Origin of the sequence: Mesorhizobium sp. B4-1-4 (assembly GCF_006439395.2) — a bacterium.
In the GTDB taxonomy this organism is placed as follows: Bacteria; Pseudomonadota; Alphaproteobacteria; order Rhizobiales; family Rhizobiaceae; genus Mesorhizobium.
Window position 1 is genome coordinate 1 of record NZ_CP083950.1, and the last position, 16,677, is coordinate 16,677.

At 59.6% G+C, this 16,677-nt stretch carries 13 protein-coding genes and 1 pseudogene; 13 read left to right on the forward strand and 1 reads right to left on the reverse strand.

The genetic code is table 11. The annotated features are described in order from the left end of the window. The 4 genes from FJW03_RS00005 to fahA all read left to right on the forward strand — a co-directional run bounded on the left by FJW03_RS00005 (nucleotide 1) and on the right by fahA (nucleotide 6,191). Complete coding sequence (locus tag FJW03_RS00005) at nucleotides 1–1,671, forward strand: N,N-dimethylformamidase beta subunit family domain-containing protein (protein WP_140767210.1); 1,671 nt, start codon at nucleotides 1–3, stop codon at nucleotides 1,669–1,671. A gap of 277 nt (nucleotides 1,672–1,948) precedes the next feature. Further along, nucleotides 1,949–3,535 carry an amidase gene (locus FJW03_RS00010; protein ID WP_226890527.1) on the forward strand — a complete coding sequence of 529 codons (1,587 nt, stop codon included), beginning with the start codon at nucleotides 1,949–1,951 and terminating at the stop codon, nucleotides 3,533–3,535. Nucleotides 3,536–3,808: 273 nt separating this feature from the next. Further along, a complete protein-coding gene (locus FJW03_RS00015; protein ID WP_210240624.1) occupies nucleotides 3,809–4,750 on the forward strand; it encodes a 3-hydroxyacyl-CoA dehydrogenase family protein in 942 nt (313 codons plus the stop codon). A gap of 133 nt (nucleotides 4,751–4,883) precedes the next feature. Next, nucleotides 4,884–6,191 (forward strand): fumarylacetoacetase, encoded by a 1,308-nt coding sequence (gene fahA, locus FJW03_RS00020; RefSeq protein WP_140767214.1) that lies wholly within the window; start codon nucleotides 4,884–4,886, stop codon nucleotides 6,189–6,191. A 273-nt stretch (nucleotides 6,192–6,464) separates the two neighbouring features. Here fahA and FJW03_RS00025 read toward each other — a convergent pair. Next, nucleotides 6,465–6,629 (reverse strand): annotated as a pseudogene (locus FJW03_RS00025) (TRAP transporter large permease subunit); the annotation flags it as partial. A gap of 705 nt (nucleotides 6,630–7,334) precedes the next feature. On the opposite strand from FJW03_RS00025, the gene FJW03_RS00030 reads away from it, so the two are divergent. The 9 genes from FJW03_RS00030 to FJW03_RS00070 all read left to right on the forward strand — a co-directional run bounded on the left by FJW03_RS00030 (nucleotide 7,335) and on the right by FJW03_RS00070 (nucleotide 16,466). Beyond that, nucleotides 7,335–8,636, forward strand: a complete 1,302-nt coding sequence (locus FJW03_RS00030; RefSeq protein WP_140767208.1) for an aspartate aminotransferase family protein — start codon at nucleotides 7,335–7,337, stop codon at nucleotides 8,634–8,636. Between the two features lie 395 nt (nucleotides 8,637–9,031). Continuing rightward, nucleotides 9,032–9,238, forward strand: coding sequence for a hypothetical protein (locus FJW03_RS00035; RefSeq protein WP_140767207.1), 207 nt, complete (start codon nucleotides 9,032–9,034; stop codon nucleotides 9,236–9,238). Nucleotides 9,239–9,289: 51 nt separating this feature from the next. After that, nucleotides 9,290–10,075, forward strand: coding sequence for an IclR family transcriptional regulator C-terminal domain-containing protein (locus FJW03_RS00040; protein WP_140767206.1), 786 nt, complete (start codon nucleotides 9,290–9,292; stop codon nucleotides 10,073–10,075). Between the two features lie 55 nt (nucleotides 10,076–10,130). Beyond that, nucleotides 10,131–11,432 carry a hydantoinase/carbamoylase family amidase gene (locus tag FJW03_RS00045; RefSeq protein ID WP_181173378.1) on the forward strand — a complete coding sequence of 434 codons (1,302 nt, stop codon included), beginning with the start codon at nucleotides 10,131–10,133 and terminating at the stop codon, nucleotides 11,430–11,432. Between the two features lie 504 nt (nucleotides 11,433–11,936). Then, complete coding sequence (locus FJW03_RS00050) at nucleotides 11,937–12,665, forward strand: GntR family transcriptional regulator (protein WP_140767204.1); 729 nt, start codon at nucleotides 11,937–11,939, stop codon at nucleotides 12,663–12,665. Between the two features lie 288 nt (nucleotides 12,666–12,953). Continuing rightward, nucleotides 12,954–14,429, forward strand: a complete 1,476-nt coding sequence (locus tag FJW03_RS00055) for an NAD-dependent succinate-semialdehyde dehydrogenase (protein WP_140767203.1) — start codon at nucleotides 12,954–12,956, stop codon at nucleotides 14,427–14,429. Between the two features lie 488 nt (nucleotides 14,430–14,917). Continuing rightward, nucleotides 14,918–15,316 carry a Zn-ribbon domain-containing OB-fold protein gene (locus FJW03_RS00060; RefSeq protein WP_226890528.1) on the forward strand — a complete coding sequence of 133 codons (399 nt, stop codon included), beginning with the start codon at nucleotides 14,918–14,920 and terminating at the stop codon, nucleotides 15,314–15,316. Further along, a complete protein-coding gene (locus tag FJW03_RS00065) occupies nucleotides 15,316–15,627 on the forward strand; it encodes a hypothetical protein (protein ID WP_226890529.1) in 312 nt (103 codons plus the stop codon). Before FJW03_RS00060 ends, FJW03_RS00065 begins: the two co-directional genes overlap by 1 nt. Further along, nucleotides 15,534–16,466, forward strand: a complete 933-nt coding sequence (locus tag FJW03_RS00070; RefSeq protein ID WP_226890725.1) for an acetyl-CoA acetyltransferase — start codon at nucleotides 15,534–15,536, stop codon at nucleotides 16,464–16,466. Before FJW03_RS00065 ends, FJW03_RS00070 begins: the two co-directional genes overlap by 94 nt. Nucleotides 16,467–16,677: the final 211 nt, after the last annotated feature.

The following is a 16,677-nucleotide window of genomic DNA, read 5'->3' on the forward strand; positions in this document are numbered from 1 at the left end:
ATGACAAAATCCGAACAAGCAGCTCCTGGCGTCCGACCGTCCGCTGGTGCATGGCCTCCGCGCACGATATCAGGCGCAGGAGAGGCTTCGAAGAGTACTTGGGTTGAAGTTCCTGCTGAAGACGGTCCACCGGCCGCGTGGTGTTACAGCGACAAGAGAAGTTATAATGGGGGCGAAACAGTCAGGCTCTATATCTCTTCCAATGTATCCCAGCTATCGGTCAGCATTTATAAGGATGGATTAAAGCGTGAGCTATTGCAGTCGTGGCCTAAGTTCGGTGCGTCGTTCCAGGCAGCCCCTGAGCGAGCATACGAGGTAGGTTGCGATTGGCGTCAGTCGATCACAATTGATTTGCGGGATGAAATCGCTCCAGGAGGCTATGTCGTCGAGATGCGCAAACCTGGCGGGTCGCCGTCGGAGCCACCGCTGGGGCACCATATCTTTTTCGTCCGCGCTCGAAGGGAAGAACGTTCCGACACGATACTTTTAGTCGCATCAACGTGCACTTGGAACGCTTACAACGATTGGGGCGGCGCCAGCCATTATCGCGGCCTGCACCCGGACTACCCGCAGGGCGCATGCCCAAATCTGTCGGCGCAGAGGCCTTGGGCGCGGGGACAGGTATGGCTGCCCCCAGGGGCACCGCGCAACATCGCTAAAGCAAGGCCCAGGCAACCGGCGCCACCTAATCAGGATGCCAAAAACTGGGCCTATGCTAACGGGTATGCTCGATATTTCGCCTCCACTGGTTGGGCGACATACGAGCGACCATTTCTGGTGTGGGCCGAAGACGCCGGATATCGGGTTCATATCATTCCTCAAGACGACCTCGATTCGAACCCCGCCTGCATCGAAGGATATGCGTGCTTGGCGTTCGTCGGCCATGATGAATATTGGTCGCGAAAGATGCGGGAGACGATCGATGCCTGGGTGGAAAGTGGAGGAAAGATAGCCCGTTTCGCAGGCAACTTCACTTGGCAAATCAGGCTTTCTAACGATCGTAAGAGCCAGACGTGCTACAAGTACTTGGCGCGCGAGCGCGATCAGTTTCGCGATGTGAATCCCGCGCTTATGACAGGGGCCTGGGAGGATCCGATCGTTGGTTACCCTGGCGCGGAGACTTTTGGAGTGAACGCACTTCGGGGAATGTACGCCGGAATATATTCCATGGCGCCTCGCTCGTCGCGCGGTTTCAATGTGTTTCGACACAAGCATTGGTGCCTGGCAAACACGGGTCTTGGGTATGGCGACATGTTTGGCGACGAGGCCAGTATCTTCTCCTTTGAGGTAGATGGTCTGGATTATGAGTTCGTCGATGGTCTGCCGGTACCTCGAGGCACCGATGGAGCGCCGCAAGGTTTAGAAATTATTGCCATGAACTGGGCAACAAAAGCCGAGTTCGGCCTAGATGAGCACGCTTGCTATCATTCGCTGTCCGACGCCGATGCACGGTTCACCGCCGCGATACTGGAAGGTGATGACAGTGCGGCCGCGGTCGAGCGGCATTCGCGCGGGAGCGGGATGATAGTTTCTTTCGAGAGGGGCTGCGGGGAAGTGTTCTGTGCCGGCACCTGTGAATGGGTAAACGGGCTGATTGAAAAAGACTTTTATGTCGAACGGATCACTCGGAACGTCTTCGACCGCTTCTTGAGCACGCGCCAGAAACCTTAAGTCCTCGGTCTGCGGTGACTGTCACTGCATGAGTAGCATGCTAAATGTCCAACCCATAAGCCCCGCGTTCGAGACTATCCAGCTGCAGTATAGAAGCTAAGTTACGTACAGACGTTCACCCGCGACGCGTCGGGATGAACAGGGAGGTCTTCCTCGACGGCTGCCGCCTGTTCTCACATGTATACTGCTAGGGGCATATCCACATGGACTGAATGGGACATTACAACCTCTCGGAGGTGAATTACTCTGGAGATACTATCGTGAGCAGGAGTATTCTTTGATCATCGATCCGGCGACTGGCGAAGGAATTGGCATGAACACACGGGCTCGGTCCGATCTCGACATCGTGGAGCTTTCGATCCCGCGGCTGCAGGAGGGATTCGCGGGAGGTCGCTTTGCGGCAGAGGACGTCACCCGCGCCCATCTGGCGCGCATCGAGCGATACGAGCCACACTACAACGCGTTCACTTCACTCAATCGCACCGCCATTGAGGACGCGAAGGCCATCGACGCACGCAGGGCTGCGGGCGAGGCGCTTGGCCCCCTCGCTGGCATTCCCGTGGTGGTGAAGGAGGCTATTGACATTGTCGGATTGCCGTCGACGATCGGCTGGGCGCCTTTGTCGAGCAAGGTCGGTGGAATCGATTTGATGCCAGAGAACGACGCGCCCGTCGTTGCCCGATTGCGGGCGGCGGGGGCCATCATACTCGGCAAGACTAATATCCCGGCGTTCAGCTACGATGACACGCGCGCCACTTCAAGTTGTTATGGGCCGACTTACAATGCGGTCGATCGTTCCCTTGCGCCCGGGGCAAGTTCGAGCGGAACTGCGACGGCTGTTGCCGCGAGCTTCGCGGTAGTCGGTATTGCAACGGAGACTGGGGGATCAATCCAGAACCCGGCCGCAGCGCAGAGTCTCGTCAGCGTCAAGCCGACATTCGGCCTAATTCCCAACACAGGCGTCGCGCCCCTCGCCGGATCGACGCGCGACGTCGTGGGACCACATGCCAGAAACGCGGTTGACGCAGCGATTCTGCTTGATGCACTCGCGGGTTATACAGTGGAAGATCCTAAGACCGTGGCTTCGATCGGTAGGCTTCCAGTTGGAGGCTACGCCGCCGCCCTGGACAGTGACGCGCTCGTGGGCGCGCGTCTGGGCCTCTACGGCGCTGGCTGGCGGAAGCAGGCGCTATCCGACGAGACTACAGCCCTCTACAACGTGGCCAAAACCAACTTACGGACCGCTGGCGCGGCGCTCATCGAGGATCCATTCGCTCACTCCGAGTTCGCCGACATAGCCGTGAAGATCCATGGAGACGACAATCGAGGTCTCGAGTCGGTGGTGTACGATTTCGAGAATTACTTGCGCCGCCTCGGGCGCTCCTCGGCGGCGAATTCGCTTGCAGGCCTGAAGAACCTGATTTCCGAAGATCCCTTTGCAGCGGGGGGCGTTCTGGGCAGGTATGTCGAATCAGAGCCTATTGCCCGCAAATCGCTCGAGGATCCGACGCAACCCCCTGATCTTAGCGGGTTCCTCGCGGTCCGGCTCCAATATCTCAACACCTTTGAAGCCATCATGAATCGGCACAACCTCATGGCGCTTGCCTTCCCACAATCCTTGGCAGAAATACCCGGCGTATTCGACGGGTCGAGATATCCAGCGACTACCGTCTCAGAAATTAACATTGCAGGTCTTCCTGGCGTGACTGTTCCCGCCGGTCGTTATCCTAACGGGTCTCCGTTCAGTTTGATCTTTGTGGGTAGGATGTGGAGTGAAGCTTACTTGCTCAGCTTGGCCCATTCCTACGAGAAGGCTCATCCTTGCAGAATTGTACCTCAAATCGTTGAGACGGCGTTCGTGTGAGCGCGCTGGGGACGGCGACCGAGGCTCATGTCTCCCTGGAACTGACGCGAATGTCTGCTGAACATGGGATCATAGCTCCCAATGGAGTCGCAGCTTGGGTTTGAGTGACTGCTCAAGATATTTGAGGTCTGGCGTGAGGTGCTCGCTCGGGGAATTGCCTAGGCCGAAACCGCAGGCCCTGCCGAACTCCCCCTAACAGGCACCGTTCCTCGGATGTTTCACGAAAAAGCGACGGCACCGTAGGGTATGACCCGGTCCTAAAGGAACTGAAACATGAAAAACGTCACTGTCGTCGGAGCAGGGCTCATGGGATTGGGGATCGCGCAGATTTTCGCTGCGCGATACTATAGCGTAACCGTTCAAGATATCTCGATTGCGGCTCTGGATAGAATGCCAGAAACTATCGCGCGAATAGGCGACCTCCTCGGCAACGACCCTGAAACCTCTCGGCGAATAAGGACGACTACCGACCTTGGCCAAGCTGTGGGACAAGCGGACCTTGTGATCGAAGCAGCTGCCGAGAAGCTTGAGGTCAAGCAGTCGATCTTCAGCGTCTTTGAGAAAAGGGCCCCCGGAGAGGCGATCCTGGCGTCGAACACTTCCGTCATTCCGATTTCGCAAATCGCAGTACCGGTCACCGACAAGCGGCGGGTCATGGGTATGCATTTCTGGAACCCCCCATATCTCGTTCCCTTAGTCGAGGTGGTGGAAATTCCCGAGACGGGTCATCTTGAGCGCGACCGCATCATGCAGCTCCTAACCTCTGTGGGACAGGAGCCGGTGCTCGTTCGGCGAGACATTCCCGGTTTCATCGGAAACCGGCTACAACACGCACTGAAGCGCGAGGCAATCGCGCTTGTCGCCAATGGTATTTGCGATGCCGAGACAGTTGATCGCGTGATCAAACTCGGCTTTGGGTCGAGACTTGGCGTAATCGGAACACTCGAACAGTCCGACATGGTTGGACTCAATCTTACACTGGACATCCATAATGTTGTCATTCCAGACCTGGATGTGACGCAAGGGCCACATCCCTATCTTCAGCAACTCGTGGCCGCCGGCCATCTCGGCATGAAGACCGGAAAGGGTTTCTATGAGTGGACGGAGGAGCGTGCCGAGGCCGTTCGAGAACGCCTCAAGACGTTCTTGGCTCGCCAGGCAGAAGGTCGCCGGGAACTGAGCAGCGATCATCAGCATGGCCAAGAGAGAACTTGAAGACTAGCAATAGGAGCCTGCTGGCCAAGCCCCATATCTGTCAACATTTGTGGTGTTGAACGGTAAGACTTCTAGACGAGACGCTGGCCAGATTCAAAACGAGATCGACCATTTTTCCGAGACAGGTAAGGTTGTGACGCGACTTGATCAAACACATAATCCAAAACTTGAGAGCTGGGTGCACTCGGCAAACGGTCATCTAGACTTTCCGATTCAAAACCTGCCGCTGGGAGTGGTTAGCTCCAACAATGGCTCTCCCCGTATCAGTGTAGCCATTGGCAATCAGGTCTTCGACCTTCGAAAGGCCGTTGCTGTCGGTCTGTTCAAAGGTCAGTGTTCCAAGCTTGAAGAGGCCGTCTCAGGGGAGACCTTGAACAGTTTTATGGCACTCGGGGAAGGTCCGCGACAAGCTCTGCGAGTCCGTATGTCCGAGCTGTTGGCGCGAGGCGCGTCCGAGCAGGACAGGGCGGAGTCATGCCTGCACGACGCCGACAATTGCACGATGCACCTGCCGGCGATCATCGGTGACTATACAGACTTCTATGTCGGAATCCACCACGCCACCAATGTTGGTAACCAGTTCCGACCAGACAATCCTCTGCTGCCAAACTACAAGCACATCCCTATAGGTTATCATGGGCGAGCATCGTCGATCTGTCCATCAGGAGCAGCCGTGCGAAGGCCGAAGGGGCAGCTAAAGCAGCCCGAGGCGCTCGAGCCACAGTTTGGGCCGAGCCAAAGGCTTGATTACGAGTTGGAGCTTGGTGTGTGGATGGGCCCCGGCAATTCGCTTGGGCAGCCGATCAAGATAGCGAAAGCCGCTGAGCACGTCGCCGGATATTGTCTTCTAAACGATTGGTCGGCCCGTGACATTCAGGCGTGGGAATATCAGCCGCTGGGCCCGTTTCTCGGCAAAAGCTTTGCTACCACGCTATCCCCATGGCTTGTCACGCCTGAAGCACTAGCGCCGTTTCGGATGCCGCAGACCCCCCGGGGGGAGTCCGATCCTGCGGTGCTGCCATATCTCGCGAGTGCGACGGATCAGCGTGAGGGAGGACTGGATCTGAAGCTTGAGGTCTTGCTGCTCACCGCCCGTATGCGAGAGCAACAATTGGCGCCGCAGAGGCTGACGCTTTCCCACACTTGTCACATGTATTGGAGCGTAGCGCAAATGATCGCACATCATACCAGCAATGGCTGCAACCTCCGGCCGGGTGACATACTGGGAACAGGAACCATCTCAGGCGTCGACCGGACGAGCTATGGTAGCATGTTGGAGATTTCGGGCGGCGGAAAGAATCCGATCTCGCTTGCAAACGGTGAAGAGAGAAGTTTTATCGAGGATGGTGACGAAATAATTCTGAGGGCGCACGGCGTTCGCAACGGTTACGTCTCAATCGGCTTCGGGGAGTGCCGTGCTAAGGTACTTCCCGCGATTTAGATATGAAATGTGCGAGCACCACCGGCCGTGTCAGCAGCATGATCCCTATCAGGTCGAGGAACGAGCACCTGTAGAGCACCGCGACCAGCGGCATTTACCCCACCGGTACGAGCCGGCACCGTCCATCAGGCCGTGCACGTAATCGGGCAGGCCCGCGAAGTCGAAATAGCGTGCCAGCATCGCGGCGCCCACGCCGATCTGGAAGATTAAGTTGGCGGCGAGTCTGATGTCGCGGGCCGAGCGAGCGCGGATTGCGGCGAATCTGGATCAGAATCATCGCGCCAACGCGGTGATCAGGCCTGGGCCGACCGCTCCGATGAAGAGCTTGCTGAGCGGCACCTCGGCGATGACCGCGCAAAGAAACAGCGCGCTCGACGGCGGGATCAGCGACCTAATGGACCCAGCAGCAGCGATCGTGCCCACAGTAAGCGACCTGTCAAAGCCGCGTTCATCATCACCGGCACGAACTTACGCATCGCCGTCACACTGGCGGTAAGCGGTGCGCCAAGGCACCTCCCAAACACTGGCAATCGAGGATCCACTCAGCATCGAAAACGGAGTGGCGTCCCCGATCGAGATGGAGAGCAGAGCCGGCCAGGATGGAAAGCGGAGGCACGCCCACGCCGCGGAACCGCTTGTAAGTTGTACGAAATACGTGGGCAATTGCGAATCTCGCTTTACACGACTGTTTACCGCAACTATTGTTCGCAATACGGTTTTTAGTGCGAAATGCGCACTTTTCAGGATTAGCCGGAGCTGCCGAAAAGCGAGCCTGGAGGCGATAGGCTTGGGAGCACGCTGGTGCAGCGCCGGTCGATCAAGGACAGCGTGAAGAAGAACAAGGAGGGCTGAAACATTCTCTCGACCGGTGGGGCGGCAACTCAATCACGAACCCGATCGCCCACATGCGCCGAGGGCCAAAGATCATGGACGCGATCAACAGCGGGACTTCGAGGTCGTGCCTATACCGCAGTCGCCAGTTCTACCGCCCGATCGCTTTCAACAAGACCTGCGTCACGGGACTCGTGACCGGCACCCGGGTCTACTGGAATATCCCTAGCAGACCTGACGCCCCCCGGACGCCGTTACAACCAACGTGGGTAGAGTCTGCCCACCCCCTTCATAAGCAGGGCCTCCAAGAGAATGACGATACAGAACAGCAGCATCGACACGTCACTGAGCGAGGCGATTGCCCGTTTCGAACAGAAGAACCCGGCAAGCCTTGCCCAGCACCAGGCCGCCTCGGCGGTCCTGCCCGGCGGCAACACCCGCAGTGTGCTTTACCACGAGCCATTCCCGATGGCCTTGAGTGGCGGCGACGGCTGCTACGTCATCTCGCTTGACGGAAAGCGGTATCTGGATGCGCTGGGGGAATATACCGCCGGGCTGTTCGGCCATTCCAATCCGGTGATCCGGCAGGCGCTCGACGCGGCGCTTGACGGCGGGCTGGTGCTGGGCGGCCATACCCGGACCGAGGCGGAGTTTGCCGCCGTTCTCTGCGCCCGGTTTCCTGCGCTCGACCGTGTGCGGTTCACCAATTCTGGGACGGAGGCGAACCTGCTGGCGCTGAGCCTCGCCCGGACCCTCACCAAGCGCGGAAAGATCATGGTCGCCGACGGTGCCTATCATGGCAGCATGTTGACCTTCGCGGTCGATAACCCGCTGAACGCGCCCTTCGATGTCGTGAAGTTCTGCTACAACCGGATCGAAACCGCCGAGGAGGCCGCACGCGACATCGACGATGACTTGGCGGCGATCATCGTCGAGCCGATGATGGGATCGGGCGGCTGCATTCCCGCGACGCGCGACTTCCTCGCGGCTCTGCGCGACCTGGCCGGCCGTACCGGCGCGTTGCTGATCTTCGACGAGGTGATGACATCGCGCCTGGCGCCCGGCGGGCTTCAGGAAAAGCACGGAATCACCCCTGATCTGATGACCCTGGGCAAGTATGTCGGCGGCGGGATGAGCTTTGGCGCTTTCGGCGGGCGCGCCGACCTGATGGCTCGACTCGACCCGTCCGCCCCCGGAGCTCTGATGCACGCGGGCACCTTCAACAACAATGTCATGACCATGACTGCGGGCCTTACTGCGATGACCAAGGTCTACACGCCCGATGTCGTCGGCGCCCACAACGCGCGCGGCGATGGGCTGCGCGACCGCCTGAACAGGATCTGCCGGGAGGCTGGCGTGGCCTTCCTGTTCAGCGGGCTCGGCTCCCTGCTGACGGCCCATCCCATGGCCGGGCCGCTGGACACCTACTCCCAGACCCGCGCAGTCGACCAGCGGCTCAAAGCGCTCTTTTTCTTCGACATGGTGGACCAAGGGATCTGGCTTGCTCGGCGTGGCATGATCAACCTGTCGCTGCCGATGGGCCCTGCCGAGATGGACCGGATCGCCGACGCCGTGAGCAGCTTCGTCCACCTGCGGAAGGGTCTTTTGACCTGAGTTCACAGCGGCGGCAGCTCGGGACTGGCTGCCACCGACTCCGCCCAAGCCAAGCCTTCACGCGAGACCGGAATGACCCAAGCCGCCAGGGACAGATCCAAAACCCTCCTCGGAACATCGCGCCGGAGGCGCTCGGGCCGATGCTGATGCACGAACATCTGCTGTGCGACATCATTCCCCCGTCAAGCACGAGGTGGACTGGATGACCAGGTTGAGGGTGTCGCGATGGTCGAACTCAGGGCATGGGCGAGATCGCCCTAGATACCGGGGCGGCAGTGGTGATGGGCTGTGGCTACTACGTTGCCGAATACCAGGACCCTGCGAACCATGAACGGTAGATCGACAGCTTCGCCGGCGAGATGGTGGAGCAGGTCACGCAGGGTAATGGGGCACCGATGTCGGCCGGCATCATGGACAAGATCGGCTGCCAACCTTGGACCGATCTCGAAAAGCGGGTGATGCACGTGGCAATAATCGCCCAGGGCGAGACGGCGCGACATCCGCCCGGGCGACCCAGCCATTCAATGGAAGTGGCACAGTTCTTCATGAGGGGGGACGACGTGGGCCGCCTGCCTGAAATGGTTCCGTCCCCGCCGCTTTAACTTTACACGGCTATCGCCTTAAAATCCGCAGTTCGCGAAAAGGTATGCTCGATGCCCAACGACAAGCTTCCCGAGCGGGATTTTCTTTCGACCCTGGCCAAGGGCCTGTCTGTGATCGAATTGTTTGGGGAACCGTCGCGTTATCTCACGCAGTCCGAGGTGGCGGACCGGCTCGGGATCACCAAGGCGGCGGCGCGGCGCATCCTGCTCACGCTTGCGGAACTCGGCTATGCCCAGGCGGACGGACGGCGCTTTTCGCTGAAACCCCGGGTCCTGCGTCTCGGGTACGCCTACCTGTGCACCCAGGGCTGGCTGGAGATTGCGCAACCCGAACTGGACCGGCTCATGACCGATCTGGACGAATGCTGTTCGATTGCGATGATAGATTTTCCGGATATCGTGCTTCTGGCCCGCGCGGTGGTGCGGCGGATCATGTCGATTAGCCTCAACACCGGGGTGAGGCTGCCTTCTGTTCACACCTCGCAGGGACGGGTCCTGCTGGCCTTCATGGGGGAGATCCAGCGAGATGCGGTTCTGGAGGCCAGCCGTTACGACGCGTTGACCGTTAACACCTTGACCGACAGGGCTCGGATCCGCGAGATCATCGAGACGGTGCGGGCGCAGCGCTACTCAATCGTCGAGGGCGAGGTGGACCTCAACATGCACGCCATCTCGGTCCCGATCTTCGCGCCGGACAAATCGGTCCCCTATGCGCTGTCGGTCAGCACACAGGCGAGCCGGCACGACCGTGCCTCGCTCGAAGCCATGGTGCCGCGCATGTCCGAGACGGCGCAGGCGCTGGGCGACATTCTCAAGGCCTTCCACCGGCAATCTTGACCGCGACATCTCGTTGCGTGGCACGAGCAGGGCCACTAGATCAGGAGAGACACCGATGCTGACCGAAACGGAAACCCGCCTGACCAGGGCGCTCGCCGCGCGCGCCGACTGGATTGCCGCGCTGATGGACTGGTACCGAGAGACCTCGCGCGATGTCGAGGGGATCACCCGGCCGTCCTGGGGCGAGGTCGAGGAGCAGGGGCTGGAGCGGATCGCCGAGGTCTGCGCCGAACTGGGGCTCGAAGTTGTGCGCGACGAGGTCGGGCAGCTCTTCGCCACGCTTCCCGGAGCCCAGCGGGATCTGCCGCAACTACTGATCGGATCGCATTTCGACAGTGTGAACCGGGGCGGGCACTATGACGGCTACGCCGGCGTTCTGGCCGCGCTTGGTACCCTTGCCGCAATGGTCGACGCGGGCGTGACGCCGGAGCGCGACGTCACGCTAATCGGGATGCGCGGCGAGGAAAGTCCCTGGTACGGGATCGCGTACATCGGCAGCCGGTTCACCTGTGGCGATCTGGGCTGGGAGGAAATGAAAGCACTGCGCCGCGTCGATACCGGCAAAACCCTACCAGAGCACATCGCGGCGCTGGGTTACGACCCGGAGGCAGTGCGCGCCGTCGCCGGAACTCCGCGGATCAATGCGACAAACACCGCACGCTATATGGAACTGCACATCGAGCAGGGGCCGGTGTGCGAGGACGCCGGGATCTCCGCCGCTATCCCGACCGCGATCCGCGGCAATGTCCGCCTGCCACGCGTCACCTGCACCGGCGTCCATGCCCATGCCTCCGGAGCACCCTTCGGTCAGCGCTACGACGCGGTCCTCGCGACGGTCGAGGTGTTGCACCGGTTCGAAAAGTGGTGGAAGGCGCGCCGCGCCAAATCGGGCAGCGACGCGCTGTTGACCGTTGGCAAGATCCACACCGATCCCGGGCAGGAGGCGATGACGGTGGTCCCTGGCGCGTGCAGCTTTTCGTTCAACTACAGCAGCACCGACGCCGCCGAGATCGCGCGCGGGGTCGCGGAACTGGAGCGTCTTCTCAATACGGTCGCCGAGGACCGCAGGGTGCGGTTCGAGATTGGCTTCCGGACTGGCAGCTCGCCTCAAGCGCTCGACGCGGGCCTGCGGTCGGACCTTGCGCGGGCGGCGAAGGACCTTGACCTGGAGGCACTCTCCTTCCCAGTCGGCGGGCACGATGCCCAGGTCTTCGCTAAGAGCGGGATCCCGGCCGCGATGGTGCTGGTGCGCAACCAAAATGGCAGTCACAACCCGCATGAAGCGATGGAGATGGCGCATTTTCAGGAGGCCGCCGCGATCTACGCGCTGGCGGCGGCCCGCTTCGCGGTCGCATAGCTCGCCCGGCGGCCCGAACCACCTCGGCTGCGAAGATGACGACGATCTTGTGCTTGCGCGACCCGAGGATGAGCGCTCGGCTCGATTTCTGGGTTGGTGCCCGCGCTCGGCTGCGTGTACGTTGCCGCTTACCATCGGCGGAAGGATGATCGCCTCCTCTGCGCGGCAACAAAAAGGTGGGTTCTCACCAGATCGCCGCGCTATAGCCTCCTCCTTACTCACTGGCGTAAAATCTCTCGTCCTTTACGGTCATGTCGCCGACAAGTTCATTGTTCGTCATAATCGACAACGCGTTTGACTTGGACAACTATCTTCACAATTTTCTCCAGAATGATCTTTCGTCAGATCGATGACGTTCATGGAGCCCAGGAAAGAGCAACCGAGCTACTTCTCTTGGCGCACAAGACAACCGAGGCTGGCATGACGACGAAGGTGATGCTCGATATTGCCGAACGAGGTAGCCCCTCGCTTTTCAGTGTGCAACATCTATTGTGAGATTTATGAATGCCGGACGGCGGGCAGCAAACGAATGAGGTCTATGTGCCTATGAACGTACTGGCCGCAGCACCGGAGATGTCGCGCGTTGAACGCAGCGAGACGCTGACCGAAGCCGCCTACGGAAAACTCAGTATGGCTATCATGGAGGGCGTCTTCCTTCCCGGGAACAAGCTGACGACGCGTGACATCGCGTTCACCCTTGGCGTGAGCCCGACGCCCGCCCGCGAAGCTTTGTTGCGACTGGTGGCTGACGCAGTCGTGGAAATGCCGAATGCCCGGACAATGAAGATCCCGCATCTGATGCCCGCAAGGCTCGAGGAAATCACGCGTATCCGGATTTGCCTTGAGGGAATGGCTGCGGAACTAGCAGGGCCGAGCCTGACAAAACAAGATCTCGGTGAACTGGAAATGCTCCAATTGCGGATCAACGAGGCCTACGACCAACGCGACTACCGCGAAATCCTAGCAAACAACCGGAGCTTCCACTTCCTGATCTACAACAAAGCCCAAGCGCCGATCCTTCTCTCAATGATACGCAACTGCTGGCTTTTGATCGGGCCATCCCTGAACCTGCTTTATCCGCAGTTCATGGCAGGGCGGACGGGAATTCGCAATCACCAAGAAGCCATGGAAGCGATTCGCAATGCGGATGCGCAGAGATTGCGTGCAGCAATCCAGCAGGACATCAGCGACGGTTCGACCGTCCTGCGAAAGGCCATCGCAAGTTCGCTCTGAGTCCAAGAGCCTTCTTGACGAGATGATTCCATGTTTGTTATAACACATAACATTTGGGGGGACGGCCTTGGCATCGACATTGGTGACCTTTACCGATCCGGTCCTCATTGATCGAACGGAAAGATCGAGGCGCTGAAGTCGCCGTCCCGGCCGATGATCCGGGTGCGGGCATCATCACCGCGCTGACCCCATTGGCAATAAGGTCGGCCTCACCTTGGAAGAGCTCCTTGAGGGTTGTGGCATGGTGATTCATGGCGCGACGATCGCGACCAACACTGAGAGGCAGACATGATTTCCGACGCGCTCATAAGCAAACTGAAAGACCCGTCGCTCGCGACCGGAAAGGCCTTGGTCGGCTCGGACTGGGTAGCCGCGAGTTCGACAGGCGCCACCTTTGACGTCACTAACCCCTCGAAGGGGGACGTCGTCGCCACGCTACCCGATCTTGGCAGGCAAGAGACCATCAAAGCGATTGATGCCGCTCATGATGCCCAGAAGGCATGGGCAAAGCGCACGGGCAAGGAGAGGGCGGCAATTCTGCGCAAGCTCTATGATCTCATGGTGACCAATGCCGACGATCTGGCCACCATTCTAACGATGGAAATGGGTAAGCCTTGGCCGGAGGCAAGGGGAGAGATCCTTTACGGTGCCTCTTATGTCGAATGGTTCGGCGAGGAGGCAAAGCGTGTCTATGGCGATACCATCCCCGGTCATCAGCCGGACAAACGCATCATTGTGATCAAACAGCCGGTCGGCGTGGTCGGTGCCATCACACCCTGGAACTTCCCCAACGCCATGCTCGCTCGCAAGATGGCTCCAGCGCTGGCGGCGGGCTGCAGCATCGTATCGAAGCCAGCCGCGCAGACCCCTCTGTCTGCGCTAGCGCTTGCTGTTCTGGCAGAACGTGCCGGGCTGCCATCAGGCCTGTTTTCGGTCCTAACCTCCACCGCTTCCTCCGAAATCGGCAAGGAGTTCTGCGCGAACGACAAGATTCGCAAGGTCACCTTCACCGGCTCGACCAACGTCGGGAAAATACTCATGCGGCAGGGCGCGGACCAGATCATGAAGCTTGGGCTCGAACTCGGCGGCAACGCGCCGTTCATCGTCTTCGATGATGCAGACCTCGACGCCGCGGTTGAAGGAGCCATGATCTCCAAGTACCGCAATGCCGGTCAGACCTGTGTCTGTGCCAATCGCCTTTACGTGCAGGCCGGCATTTACGACGCATTCGCCAGCAAGCTTGCGGACCGAGTTCGGCAGATGAAAGTCGGCGACGGCTTCGCCGAAGGCGTGACGACCGGACCGCTGATCGATCAAAATGCACTCAACAAGGTGCAGGAGCATGTCAGCGACGCTGTCGGCAAAGGCGCGAAGGTCGAGATCGGTGGTAACCCGGCCAGCCAGGGCGGGTTGTTCTTTGAGCCTACGATCTTGACTGGGGTCACGACAGATATGCTCGTCTCCACAGAGGAAACCTTCGGTCCGGTTGCCCCACTGTTCAAGTTCGAGACTGAAGAAGACGTTATCGAATCGGCGAATAACACCGAGTTTGGGCTTGCATCCTATTTCTTCTCCAAGGACGTCGCGAAGATATTCCGTGTGGCGGAAGCGCTTGAATACGGAATGGTGGGCATCAACACCGGACTGATTTCCACCGAAGTCGCGCCCTTTGGCGGTATCAAGCAGTCTGGCTTGGGGCGAGAGGGATCGAAATACGGCCTCGATGACTACACGGAGGTCAAATACATGTGCTTGAGCGTGTGACCGTGAGCGAGATCGTCCTAATATGAAAATTTCCCCCGATTTCTGGACTGTTTTTCGATTAAACTGAGGTGCAGGTTGCCTCCGCTAGGGAGTTAGCCTCGCCGGCAACAAAATCTCGTCTGGCGCTAATGTCCCCGGATGGGCAAAAGGAGCAGCCAGAATGTCCTGTGAACCTGAAGGGGTGTCGCAAAGTCATTTAGGAGTGACTCATAAAACGATGAGCAGGTTGGCCGGTGGCGTACCCGATGAATTTCTTGATGACTGGGTTTGGCGTTTTGACCGCCATCCTGCGCAGATTTTCAGGGCTGATACCCTATAATGCGCAGAAAATCGGCCTACGTGGGCCGCTATAATCGATCGCAAATGCAACGCATCTCACGCGCATTTCTCGGAGCCAACAGAGGCAAAGCTTCTAAGACACTTAGGGACACTGTTGGCACCGTACACCGATTTCAGCCTCAGCAACGGAACTACTAACAGGCACATAAATGACAGACACCACGAGCGACAGGTCTCCGACGAAAGGTCCGGACATAGAGTACCAGAACCACCTTGCGGCCGGCCGCTTCATGATCCAGCGGGGTGTAAGCACCGGTAAGATGGTCTTTTTCCCTCGTGCCGTCGCACCGGTCACCGGCGAAGAGTTGGAATGGGTTGGGGCCAGCGGGCGTGGTGTCGTCTATTCCACGACTGTGGTTCGCAAGCGCCCGCCCGAATCCGACGTCAATGTCGCGCTTATAGATTTGGAAGAAGGCGTCCGCATGATGAGCCGCGTCGAAGGCATCGATGCCCATTCCGTTCGGATCGGTATGGCCGTCGAGGCCCGGATCGTTCCGCACGAAGAGGGGCACCTGGTGGTTTTCGCCCCTCAGCAGGAGAAAGCCTGATGAGCGCCTTTCCTACTGCACGGACCGCGATCGTCGGCGCGGCGACGTTCGGTGAGGGCCACTGCCCAGGCTACACGCCCTATGACATGGCGGCCATCGCGGCGCGCGATGCTCTGGCTGAGGCAGGTCTGAGCTTTGCCGACGTGGATGGCGTTTTCGTCACCACCTCGACTGACACCTTCTTCGCGGCGGCACGACCTTCGCTCAATACTGCGGCATTCAGCCTAAAGTCGCCGACAACAGCCGCACTGGAGGAAATGTCTTTGAGAGCTACGTCGAACGTGCGGCTTGGCTGCTTGATGCTGGGCTGATCGATTGCGCCCTGATCGCCTATGGCAGCAATCAGGGCTCGACTACTGGCAAGCTCGCCAAGACTTCGCAGCCCTTCCCGTATGAGGCGCCCTACGGTCCGCTCATGCCAATCTCGGCGTATGCGATGGCCGCCGCTCGCCATATGCACGAGTTCGGCACCACAAAGGAACAACTGGGGGAGGTCGCCATCGCGGCGCGGGCGTGGGCGCAGCTCAATCCGGCTGCGGCCATGCGTGATCCTTTGACGATGGACGAGTACCTCGGATCGCGTATGATCAGTGACCCCTTCGCCAAGCTTGATTGCTGTCTCGTCACCGACGCGCGCGCGGCGGCCGTGGTCATGACACGCGCCGACCGCGCCCGCGATCGCCCCAAGGTCCCTGTCTGGGTCCGGGGAGCCGCCAGCATGACCACACACTCGCACATATCGGCGATGCCGGACCTGTTGACGACTGCGCTGGCCGAATGCGGTCCACGCGCCCTCGCGCAGGCTGGCTTGAGCCCACGCGAGATTGACGTCGTGGAACTCTATGACGCCTTCACCATCAACACGATCCTGTTCCTGGAGGATCTCGGCTTTTGCCCCAAGGGCGAAGGGGGGCGCTTCGTGGCTGGTGGAGCGATCGCTCCAGGGGGCAGCCTGCCGGTGAACACCAATGGCGGCGGCCTTTCGTGTGTGCATCCAGGCATGTACGGGCTCTTCACCATCGTCGAGGCGGTGCGCCAATTGCGCGGCGAGTGCGGTGACCGCCAGGTAACCGACGCGCGCACCGCGATTGCCCAGGGCAATGGCGGTGTGCTCTCCAGCCAGGCAATCACTGTTTTAACACAAGATTGACCCACCACGACAATGTACAACTCACCGCGAGAACCGGGCCGATCGGGCTGATGACGTGCCCACGTCGATCGCGATGGCAGGTAACCCAAGTGACCCCATAGCATCGAATCTTGCGACGTGTGAAGCAACTGAGCCTCGATATCTAGCAGCTGACTACCTCACAAGGAACCAACTCATGTTCGAAGCCCACGCCATAGCCGACATGGTTGCC